Source organism: Pseudomonas sp. 3JA, from assembly GCF_036961705.1.
Classification (GTDB): Bacteria; Pseudomonadota; Gammaproteobacteria; order Pseudomonadales; family Pseudomonadaceae; genus Aquipseudomonas; species Aquipseudomonas fluorescens_Q.
Map to the genome: position 1 here is coordinate 1 of NZ_JBAMDJ010000077.1, position 9,406 is coordinate 9,406.

Sequence of the window (9,406 nt, forward strand, 5' to 3'; positions counted from 1 at the left end):
GGCATTGCTCTTCCCCAAAGCGGTGCTCTTACGCAAGTCATTTCCCCTGCCAAAAGTCACACCCAATATTGCCAGTCGTCACTTTTTCAGCCCGTTTTTAAACCTTTTGGACTTTATGTGTTCTAGTTATCACTTGCGCATTTGCGCGGCTGCGAAAGTGCCGCTAAATTGCCATCATTGATACCGAGCATTCTGTTATGCGTATAGACGGCTTTTCATCCCAGTCCTATCCCATCAAGCGCAAGCCTCGTGCAGGCAAAATCGCTGAGCAAGAGTCCTTCGATGAAGATATCGATGGCGAACTGGAGTTTCCGTCTGAAGAGCAACTGGCTGCCCGCGCCGCCAAAGCCTCCGCGCAACGCCTGAGCAATCTTCCCGCCCGCCAGCAAGACATGCTTTACCACCGTGCGATGAGCCGCAGTGTCGCCACGGCCCTGGCGAGCTACCTGAGTACCGCCGGTTTCGTCGATTGGGATATGGAAGTGCTGGGTCTCGATCTCTACATCTGATGGTCTTGCCTTACTACCTGGGCTGCCCGTCCTGGAGCGAAAACGCCTGGCGCGATTATCTTTATCCCCAGGACGCCAAAACCTCCGACTTCCTGAATCTCTATTCCCAAGTATTCAATGCCGTGGAAGGCAATACGACTTTCTACGCCAGCCCCTCTGCGGCCATCGTCCAGCGTTGGGCCGAAACCATGCCCGGGCATTTTCGCTTCACCGCCAAACTGCCCGGTGACATCAGCCACAACGGCGACTTGCGTGAGCGGCTGACAGCCACCGAAACCTTCGTGCAATTGCTCAGCCCCCTGGGTGACCGGGTTTCACCGTTCTGGCTGCAATTATCCAAGGCCTTTACCCCCAATCGATTGCCCGAGCTGGCGGGGTTCATCGACGCTTTCGAGCGACCGTTGGCCGTGGAAGTGCGCCACGATGAGTTCTTTGCCAAGGGCGATGCCGAACGGCGACTCAACCGCTTGTTGCTCGACCGCGGTATCGAACGTATCTGCCTCGATCCCCGGGCGCTGTTCAGTTGCACCTCCACCGACCCTGGCGTGCTCCATGCCCAATCGAAAAAACCGCGAGTGCCACCGCGACCGACGGCCTTCACCCAGTGCCCGCAGGTGCGCTTCATCGGCCATCCAGTGCTGGAAGCCAATGAACCGTTCCTGACGCCGTGGGTAGAGAAAATCGCCGGATGGATCGAAGAAGGGCGCACGCCTTATATCTTCCTGCACACCGCCGACAACCTGCTGGCGGCGAAACTCGCGCAACGCTTCCACACTCGCCTGATGAGTCGTTTGCCTGGCTTGCCGGCCCTGCCTGAGCTATATAGAGAGCCCGCCGCCGAGCAACTGGGTTTGCTCTGAGGCCAACACTCTCTGCCCAGGAGCGAACTACATGGATGCGCAAACTCGTCGGGCCCAGGCGTTCAAGGCCTTGCACGAACGTGAAGGGGCTTTTGTCATTCCCAACCCGTGGGATGTCGGTTCGGCCAAGATGTTGGCCAGCCTCGGCTTTGAAGCCCTGGCGACCACCAGTGCCGGCCATGCTTTTTCCTTGGGCCGGCCCGATGGCGCGTTGGGCCTGGAGGATACGCTGGCCAATGTGCGGGCGATTGTGGCGGCCACCGACCTGCCCGTAGCCGTGGACCTGGAAAATGGTTTTGCCGATGCCCCCGACGATTGCGCGCGTAACCTGCTCCGTGCGGCAGAGGCCGGTGCGGTGGGTGGTTCGATCGAGGATGCCACGGGGCGCGAAGACAGCCCGATCTATTGCTTCGAGCATGCGGTGGCACGGGTCAAGGCCGCCGCCGACGCAGTGGGCAGCTTGCCGTACCCCTTCCTGCTGACCGCCCGGGCGGAGAACTTCCTGCACGGCAATCCGGACCTGGACGACACCATTCGCCGCTTGAAGGCCTTCGCAGACGCCGGGGCCGACGTGTTGTACGCCCCGGGGCTGAGCAGTGCCGAGCAAGTGCTTGCAGTGGTGCGGGCCGTGGCGCCGAAACCGGTGAACGTGCTGATGTCCGGGGCGCTGGACCTGACGGTGACACAATTGAGTGAACTGGGGGTCAAGCGCATCAGCGTCGGATCGGCCCTGGCTCTGGCTGCCTATGGCGAGTTCTTCCGCGCCGCCGAAGAAATCCAGCAGCAGGGCACATTCACTTTCACGCGCCGCTCGATGCCATTCAAGCAGGCCAACCAATTATTCAAGGGTTGAGGCCCGAGGCAACGTCGTGCGGTTTTTGAAAGTTCTTGCTGTCGTGGCACTGCTCGTTGGCGTCGCAGTGCTGGGGGTATGGCGCGGCTGGGTGTCGCTGCCGCCCCAATGGAATCCCTGGGCGCCGCTGGACGTCAACCTTGCGCCGAACCTGCTGACCCGTTTCAAACTCATGGCCCTGCGCAATGACCCGCAGCTCTGCGACCAGGCCCTCGCCACCTCGGGGCTGCGCACCGCTCGCCAGGCTGACAGCGGTGCCCATACAGATTGCCCGCTGACCAACGTGCTGAGGGTGCAGGGCGGTGAGGTGGCCCTGAGCAGCAGTTTCCTTGCCAGTTGCCCGTTGGCGGTGGCGTTCGCGCTATTCGAGCGCCATGCGTTGCAGCCGGCGGCAGTCGCGACCTATGGCCAGAGAGTGGCACGGGTTGATCATCTCGGCAGTTTTGCCTGCCGCAACATGTACGGTCGGGAAAGCGGGGCGCGCAGTCAGCACGCCACCGCCAGTGCGCTGGACATCGCCGGGTTTCGCCTGGCCGATGGCCGCACGATCAGCGTGCTCAGAGACTGGCCGAAGGACAACGCCGACGCGCGGTTCCTGCGCCAGGCGCGCGAGGGCGCCTGCGATATGTTCAGTGTGGTCTTGAGTCCGGATTACAACGCGGCGCACCGCAACCATTTTCATCTGGATGTCGGGCCATGGTGGATCTGTCGCTAGTGTCCTGAGCGGGTCAGGCGGCGATACGCAGATTCTGCAGCACGATCGGACGTGCCCAGCGGATGTCGAAGTCCAGTTGTTTCTGTTGTGCCACCAATTCCTCTTCCGGGAAGGGCGGGAACGGCTTGTCCAGCAAGTCGAGTTCGAACTCGGCGATTGGCAGGTGCAGTGGGCGCGGTTGCGGCGCCGGGCCAGGTTCAGGCAGCGGTTGGCCGGCGGTGAGAACGAGTGGACGAACCCAGTTGCTTTCGAAGGTCTGCTGTTTTTGCTGGGCGGCGATTTCTTCCGCTGGGAAAGGTGGGAACGGCTTGTCCAGCAGATCGAGTTCGAATTCGGCGATCGGCAGGAACAACGGCTCAGGCGGCTTGACCGGTGTTTCGGTCACTTCGCAGGTGCGCTGGCTGATGATGTGTTCCAGCAGTTCGGCGCCGAGGGTCGGTTCAACCGCTTCATCGAGGGCCACTGGCTGGTAGCTGCCAGGTGCTGGTGCGTTATCACCCAGTTGATCGGCCAGGGCCCGGGCAAAAAAATCCTGCCACAGGTGACTGACGCCGCTCAGCGCTTGGGTGTTACGCAGGCTGTAATCGCCGTAAGGGGAGATAACGCCTATCGATGTGGATTGAATGTCTGACATTTTTCTCGGTCGACGCTCAGCTCTGGCAAAATGCCGTTCACCGTTGTTATCGGCCGTTTTTGCCGATCCTTAATTTTTTGAGCATGTTTCCATGAGTGAGCAACCCGCGGCCTGCCGCATCCATGTCGAGGCCCTGGCCCCGGCCTTTCAACCGCAGGCCGAGCACTGGGCCGAGCGGCTTGGCCTGCCTTTGCAGGTGGACAATGGCGAGTTTGCCTTGCAGGTCGGCGAGCAGGGGTTGCAGTTGCAGCAACTGGGCCCGGACGCGCCAGGGCCGGTGCGGGTGGACTTCGTTGAGGGCGGTGCGGCCCACCGTCGTTTGTACGGCGGCGGCAGTGGCCAGATGATCGCCAAGGCGGTCGGTATTGCCCAAGGTGTGCGGCCACGAGTGCTGGATGCCACCGCCGGGTTGGGCAAGGATGCGTTTGTGCTGGCCAGCCTGGGCTGCGAGATGAGCCTGATCGAGCGTCAACCGCTGATTGGAGCGCTGTTGGAGGATGGCCTGGCCCGTGGGGCGGAGGATTTCGACGTGGCGCCCATCGTGGCGCGCATGCGCTTGCTCAAGGGCAATTCCATCGAGGTGATGCGCAACTGGGAGGGCGAGCCGCCCCAGGTCATCTACCTGGACCCGATGTTTCCCCATCGGGAGAAAACCGCCCTGGTGAAGAAGGAAATGCGCTTGTTCCGCCCCCTGGTGGGCGATGACCCGGACGCCCCGGCGCTGCTGGCCGCGGCCCTGGCCCTGGCGACTCACCGGGTGGTGGTCAAGCGCCCACGCAAGGCCCCATGTATCGAAGGGCCGAAGCCAAGTCATGGGCTCGATGGCAAATCCAGTCGCTACGACATCTACCCCAAGAAAGCGCTCAAGCCCTGAGACCGTGTCGCCTGTATCGCGAGCAAGCTCGCTCCCACATTGGATCTGTGGCGTTCATCTAACCCTACAAGCGAGCTTGCTCGCGATGTGGCCCTTCCAGTCAGCGAAAGGCTACCGGTCGAGCTAAGGCCGATAAGCCCGCATGAACAACCCCACCACTTCCTGTACATGGGCCTCGGCCGCTTCGCCTTCCAATCGCGGACCGCAGCCGAATAACAAACGGAAATTCGCCGCGCCCTTGATCAGGCAGAAGAAATGCTCGGCGGCATTGCGCGGTTTGTCGATGCTCAGGGCGCCGCTCTGGTTGACCTTGCTCAGCAGCCGTTCCATGCCTGAGAGCATCCGCTGTGGGCCGGCTTCGTAGAAGATCGTCGAGAGCTTCGGGTCCTGGCTGCCCAGGGCCATGATCAGCCGATGCAGGTTCAACGATTCGTCGCTGTTGATCAGTTGGTTAAAGCCACGGGCTATGTTCAGCAACACGTGCTCGATCGGCACGCCGTCAGGCCATTCATAAAACAGCGGCGGCACCTGTTCTTCGCACTTGGCCACGACGGCAGCGGTAAACAGCGTTTCCTTGTCGTTGAAGTGGCTGTAGACCGTCAGTTTAGACACGCCCGCCTCAGCGGCGACGGCGTCCATGCTGGTACTGGCATAACCCAGGCTCAGGAACAGTTTTTTTGCCGCGTCGAGAATGGCTTGGCGCTTGGCCAGGTCCTTCGGACGGCCAGGGCCGTTGGGAGGTGAAAGATTGTTCGACATTCTTCGTTTTTAATACTGGACTGGTGAGTTTGCTATTAATAACATACTCGCCAGTATAATTATTCCAAGCACCATTAGCGAAAGGTTGCTCGCCATGTTCCGCTATGCCTTGTCCTTCGCCCTGCCAATCAGCCTGGCTTTTTTATTGTCTGCGTGTGGTCATGACGAACCGGTCCCGGTCGCCGTGCGCCCCGCCATGGTGGTGAAACCGCAGCCTTCGGCCCAGGCGATGGACAGTTACCCCGGCGAAGTGCGCGCCCGTTTCGAGCCCGATCTGGCTTTTCGCATTGGTGGCAAAGTGAGTCGACGCCTGGTCGAAGAGGGCCAGCGGGTCAAGGCCAATCAACCGTTGGCCGAGCTAGACCCCGAGGATGTGCGCTTGCAGCTGGAGGCCACCCGCGCCCAGGTCGCCGCCGCCGAGGCCAACCTGAACCTGGTACGCGCCGAGCGTGACCGCTACAAGACCTTGATGGAGCGGCAAATGGTCAGCCGCTCCCAGTACGACAACGCGGAGAACCTCTATCGCTCCGGCGCTGCGCGGCTCAAGCAGATCAAGGCCGAGTTCGATGTCGCCAATAACCAAGCCAGTTACTCGGTATTGCGTGCCCCCCAGGATGGCGTGGTCGCCCGGCGTTCGGTGGAGGTCGGGCAGGTGGTATCGGCGGGTCAAACGGTGTTCACCCTTGCCACCGATGGCGAGCGGGAAGTGCTGATCGACCTGCCGGAACAGAGTTTTGGCCGGTTCAAGATCGGCCAGCCGGTTTCGGTCGAATTGTGGAGCCAGCCTGACCAGCGTTTCAGCGGGCGCATTCGCGAACTCTCGCCGGCCGCCGACCCCAAGTCTCGCACCTTCGCCGCCCGTGTCGCGTTCACCGCCGGCAGCGTTCCGGCTGAATTGGGCCAGAGCGCCCGGGTGTTTATCCAGGCGGCTGACAAGGTCTCGCTGTCGGTGCCGTTGTCGGCCCTGACGGCCGAGAACGGTGCGACGTATGTCTGGGTAGTCAACGCCAACAACACCCTGAAAAAGGTCCCGGTGCGCGTCGGCGCCTTCGGCGAAAAGACCGTACCGGTGCTGGAAGGCCTGGGCCCCGATGATTGGGTGGTGGCGGCCGGCGTGCATGTGCTCCTCGACGGCCAGCAGGTGCGGCCGGTGGATCGCTCCAACCGCGTGGTCAATCTGACGGCCAAGGAGTAATCCCCGATGGGTTTCAATCTTTCCGAATGGGCGCTGCGCAACCGCCAGATCGTACTGTTCCTGATGTTGTTGCTGGCCGTCGTTGGCGCGCTTTCCTACACCAAGCTCGGCCAGAGCGAAGACCCGCCGTTCACCTTCAAGGCCATGGTCATCCGCACCAACTGGCCGGGCGCCACGGCCGAGGAAGTCTCGCGACAGGTCACTGAGCGCATCGAAAAGAAGCTGATGGAAACCGGCGATTACGAAAGGATCGTCTCGTTCTCCCGTCCGGGCGAGTCCCAGGTGACCTTCATGGCCCGTGACTCCCTGCATTCGGTACAGATCCCCGAGCTGTGGTACCAGATCCGCAAGAAGATCAGTGACATCCGCCACACCTTGCCGCCGGGTATCCAAGGGCCATTTTTCAACGATGAATTCGGCACCACCTTCGGCAACATCTATGCGCTGACCGGTGACGGCTTCGACTACGCCGTGCTCAAGGACTACGCCGACCGCATCCAGATCCAGCTGCAACGGGTCAAGGACGTGGGCAAGGTCGAACTGCTCGGTTTGCAGGACGAGAAGATCTGGATCGAGTTGTCGAACGTGAAGCTGGCGACCCTCGGCCTGCCCTTGGCGGCTGTCCAGCAGGCCTTGGAAGAGCAGAACGCCGTATCGACCGCTGGCTTCTTCGAAACCGGCAGCGAGCGACTGCAGCTACGGGTTTCCGGGAATTTCCAGACCGTGGAAGAGATCCGCAACTTCCCGATCCGGGTCGCCGATCGTACGTTCCGTATCAGTGATCTGGCGGATGTGCGCCGGGGGTTCAATGACCCGCCGGCGCCACGCATGCGTTTCATGGGTGAAGATGCCATCGGCCTGGCCGTGGCCATGAAGGACGGTGGTGACATCCTGGTGCTGGGCAAGGCCCTCGAGGTCGATTTTGCCCGGATCCAGAACACGCTCCCGGCCGGCATGCAATTGCGCAAGGTGTCGGACCAGCCGGCGGCGGTGAAGACCGGGGTCGGTGAGTTCGTCCAGGTGTTGGTGGAAGCGCTGACGATTGTGTTGCTGGTGAGCTTCTTCTCCCTTGGGCTGCGCACGGGGATGGTGGTGGCCCTGGCGATCCCGCTGGTGCTGGCAATGACGTTTGCCGCGATGTACTACCTGGGCATCGGCCTGCACAAGATTTCCCTCGGCGCGCTGGTATTGGCGCTGGGGCTGCTGGTGGACGACGCGATCATCGCGGTGGAGATGATGGCGATCAGGATGGAGCAGGGCTTCGACCGGATCAAGGCCGCCAGTTTTGCGTGGACCAGCACGGCATTCCCGATGCTCACCGGTACGTTGATCACCGCGGCCGGCTTCCTGCCAATCGCCACCGCGCAATCGGGCACCGGCGAATACACCCGTTCGATTTTCCAGGTCGTGACCCTGGCATTGCTGGCATCCTGGGTGGCCGCCGTGGTGTTTGTGCCGTACCTGGGGGAAAAGCTCCTGCCGGACCTGGCAAAAATTCACGCGGCCAAACATGGCACGGCTGACGGCCAGACCGACCCGTACGGCACGCCGTTCTATCAGCGTGTCCGGCGGATGGTGGAGTGGTGCGTACGTCGCCGCAAAACCGTCATCATCCTGACCGTGCTGTTGTTCGTCGGCTCGGTGGTGTTGTTCCGGTTCGTGCCGCAGCAGTTTTTCCCAGCATCGGGGCGGCTGGAGCTGATGGTCGACCTGAAGCTGCAGGAAGGCGCCTCCCTGAGCAATACCGCCGAGCAGGTCAAGCGCCTTGAAGCGCTGCTCAAGGACCACGCGGGCATCGACAATTACGTGGCCTACGTCGGCACCGGTTCACCGCGCTTCTACCTGCCGCTGGATCAACAACTGCCGGCGTCCAGCTTTGCCCAGTTCGTGGTGCTGGCCAAGACCATCGAAGACCGCGAGCCTCTGCGCAGTTGGTTGATCGCGACCCTGAACGAACAGTTCCCGACCCTGCGCTCGCGGGTCACTCGCCTGGAAAACGGCCCGCCGGTCGGCTACCCGGTGCAGTTCCGCGTCACGGGCGAGCACATCGAAAAGGTTCGCGCCCTGGCGCGCAAAGTGGCGGAAAAAGTTCGCGAAAACCCTTACGTGACCAATGTGCACCTGGACTGGGAAGAACCGAGCAAGGTGGTGTACCTGAACGTCGATCAGGACCGTGCCCGAGCCCTCGGCGTGAGCACGGCCACCCTGGCAAGCTTCCTGCGCAGCTCCCTTACCGGCTCCAGCGTCAGCCAGTACCGGGAAGATAACGAACTGATCGAGATCCTGCTGCGTGGCACGGTGCATGAGCGCACCGAGCTGTCGTTGCTGCCGAGCCTGGCGGTGCCGACCGACAACGGCAAGAGCGTTGCCCTGTCGCAGATCGCGACCTTGGAATACGGTTTCGAAGAAGGTGTGATCTGGCACCGCAACCGCTTGCCGAGCGTGACCGTACGGGCCGATATCTACGGCAAGGAACAACCGGCGACCCTGGTGCAGCAGATCTTCCCGACCCTGGAGCCGATTCGTGTGCAACTGCCGGACGGTTACCTGCTGGAGGTGGGCGGTACGGTAGAGGATTCGGCCCGCGGCCAGAAATCGGTGAACGCCGGGGTACCGTTGTTCATCGTGGTGGTGCTGACCTTGCTGATGCTGCAACTGCGCAGTTTTTCGCGCACGGCCATGGTGTTTCTGACCGCGCCGCTGGGGTTGATCGGTGTCACGCTGTTCCTGTTGATCTTCCGCCAGCCGTTTGGTTTTGTCGCCATGCTCGGCACGATCGCGCTGTCGGGGATGATCATGCGCAACTCGGTGATCCTGGTGGACCAGATCGAACAGGACATCAAGGCGGGACTGTCGCCCTGGCAGGCGATCATCGAAGCGACAGTGCGCCGCTTCCGTCCTATTGTGCTCACGGCACTGGCGGCGGTGCTGGCGATGATCCCGCTGTCCCGCAGCCTGTTCTTCGGCCCGATGGCCGTGGCGATCATGGGCGGGTTGATCGTGGCGA

At 61.9% G+C, this 9,406-nt stretch carries 10 protein-coding genes; 8 read left to right on the top strand and 2 right to left on the bottom strand.

The genetic code is table 11. The features are described from left to right. From V7773_RS29835 to V7773_RS29855, 5 genes are all read left to right on the top strand, one after another. A partial coding sequence (locus V7773_RS29835) for a hypothetical protein (RefSeq protein ID WP_336076449.1) occupies nucleotides 1-181 on the top strand: 181 nt, incomplete at its 5' end. A gap of 16 nt (nucleotides 182-197) precedes the next feature. Then, the gene (locus V7773_RS29840) at nucleotides 198-509 is read left to right on the top strand and encodes a hypothetical protein (protein WP_063322791.1); all 312 of its coding nucleotides are present in this window, start codon (nucleotides 198-200) and stop codon (nucleotides 507-509) included. Further along, entirely contained in the window at nucleotides 509-1,369 is an 861-nt protein-coding gene (locus tag V7773_RS29845; protein WP_336076450.1) for a DUF72 domain-containing protein, read from the top strand. Before V7773_RS29840 ends, V7773_RS29845 begins: the two co-directional genes overlap by 1 nt. A gap of 31 nt (nucleotides 1,370-1,400) precedes the next feature. Further along, nucleotides 1,401-2,222 (top strand): isocitrate lyase/PEP mutase family protein, encoded by an 822-nt coding sequence (locus V7773_RS29850; protein ID WP_336076451.1) that lies wholly within the window; start codon nucleotides 1,401-1,403, stop codon nucleotides 2,220-2,222. 16 nt (nucleotides 2,223-2,238) lie between these two features. Continuing rightward, nucleotides 2,239-2,937 (top strand): extensin-like domain-containing protein, encoded by a 699-nt coding sequence (locus V7773_RS29855; protein ID WP_336076452.1) that lies wholly within the window; start codon nucleotides 2,239-2,241, stop codon nucleotides 2,935-2,937. Between the two features lie 13 nt (nucleotides 2,938-2,950). Here the strand turns inward: V7773_RS29855 and V7773_RS29860 are convergent, their stop codons facing one another. Continuing rightward, nucleotides 2,951-3,571: an energy transducer TonB gene (locus V7773_RS29860; RefSeq protein WP_336076453.1), complete on the bottom strand. Its 621-nt coding sequence runs from the start codon at nucleotides 3,569-3,571 to the stop codon at nucleotides 2,951-2,953. A gap of 91 nt (nucleotides 3,572-3,662) precedes the next feature. Here V7773_RS29860 and V7773_RS29865 point away from each other — a divergent pair, with 91 nt between their 5' ends. Continuing rightward, nucleotides 3,663-4,445 (top strand): class I SAM-dependent methyltransferase, encoded by a 783-nt coding sequence (locus V7773_RS29865; RefSeq protein ID WP_336076454.1) that lies wholly within the window; start codon nucleotides 3,663-3,665, stop codon nucleotides 4,443-4,445. A 123-nt stretch (nucleotides 4,446-4,568) separates the two neighbouring features. Here the strand turns inward: V7773_RS29865 and V7773_RS29870 are convergent, their stop codons facing one another. After that, nucleotides 4,569-5,204 carry a TetR/AcrR family transcriptional regulator gene (locus V7773_RS29870; RefSeq protein ID WP_336076455.1) on the bottom strand — a complete coding sequence of 212 codons (636 nt, stop codon included), beginning with the start codon at nucleotides 5,202-5,204 and terminating at the stop codon, nucleotides 4,569-4,571. Between the two features lie 94 nt (nucleotides 5,205-5,298). Between V7773_RS29870 and V7773_RS29875 the strand changes: the two genes are divergently transcribed. Together V7773_RS29875 and V7773_RS29880 are read left to right on the top strand one after the other, a co-directional pair. Then, nucleotides 5,299-6,399: an efflux RND transporter periplasmic adaptor subunit gene (locus tag V7773_RS29875; RefSeq protein WP_336076456.1), complete on the top strand. Its 1,101-nt coding sequence runs from the start codon at nucleotides 5,299-5,301 to the stop codon at nucleotides 6,397-6,399. A gap of 6 nt (nucleotides 6,400-6,405) precedes the next feature. Then, the coding region (locus tag V7773_RS29880) for an efflux RND transporter permease subunit (protein ID WP_336076457.1) at nucleotides 6,406-9,406 on the top strand (3,001 nt) is incomplete at its 3' end.